Below are 1,018 nucleotides of genomic sequence, written 5' to 3' on the forward strand. Positions count from 1 at the left end.
TGTGTCATAGGGTGTTCCTCATTTCCTTTCCTGAAAATATAGAACTCAAAAGCTAGATTTTTCTTTCAACTAACTTTGTCTTTTTTGCTTCCCAGTGCGTGATGAATGCAATCGACGCCACAATAATCGCAGCGCCTAGCCACAAACGACCAGGAGGCACCCATCCAAAGACCATCCATCCAGCCAGCACATTTAAAGGTAGTTTAGCGTGATCGAAGGGTTGAACGAAGGAAGCGTCCGCAACTGCGTAAGCTTTCACAATCGCCCATTGCGCTAATGCTGTTAGTGCACCAGCAAAAAGAAGGATCAGCCAAATAGTCCAGTCACTAGGCATGGTAAAGCTTGGTATCGCTAGCACAATATTGAAAGGCGTGATCAGTAACAACAAGTAAACCACCATGGTAGACGGTGGATCGTTTACCGACATCTTTTTCACCATCAAAGAATACGCCGCCCAAAAGAAGGCCGCCCCAACAGGCAGTAGAGTTGCCCAAGTGAAGGAGTCTGACCACGGCTCTAAGATGATCATGGCACCGATAAAGCCAGTTAGTGTGGCAAGCCAGCGTGCGGTGCCCACTTTCTCTTTCAAGATAAGCCCTGAGCCTACGGTCGCAAACAGCGGAGAAGTCATTAGCAGCGCAATGCCTTGCCAAATCGGAACAGGGTAAGCGAGCGCCCAAAGCCACAGTTGGATACCGATAACAGAAAGAAAAATACGAAAAGCGTGCCAGCCAAAATGTTGAGTTCTCAAAGAGCGTCGAACGCCTAGCGTTCTTAGATAAGGAAGAATAACGAATAACGCGATCGCGTATTGAAACAATGCAAAAGTGGTGGAAGACACACCAAAGTGGATGCTTGCGATTTGGGCAAAGCTATTCACGATGGCGAATGCCAATCCTGCAGTTAGCATCCAAGAAGCACCTTGAACAGGATGATGATTCAATTGAATATTTCCGGTTTGAAAGAGGTAGACGGATAATACGTCCTAAAGCTTTTTGCGCAAATAAAAAAATGCCTC

At 46.5% G+C, this 1,018-nt stretch carries 1 protein-coding gene; it reads right to left on the reverse strand.

Going from position 1 to position 1,018, the window contains the following annotated elements; genetic code table 11:
* Positions 1 to 52: 52 nt before the first annotated feature.
* The gene (locus R7Q46_RS25310; RefSeq protein WP_318077958.1) at positions 53 to 910 is read right to left on the reverse strand and encodes a DMT family transporter; all 858 of its coding nucleotides are present in this window, start codon (positions 908 to 910) and stop codon (positions 53 to 55) included.
* Positions 911 to 1,018: the final 108 nt, after the last annotated feature.

The sequence above is a fragment of the Vibrio sp. 811 genome (assembly GCF_033339195.1).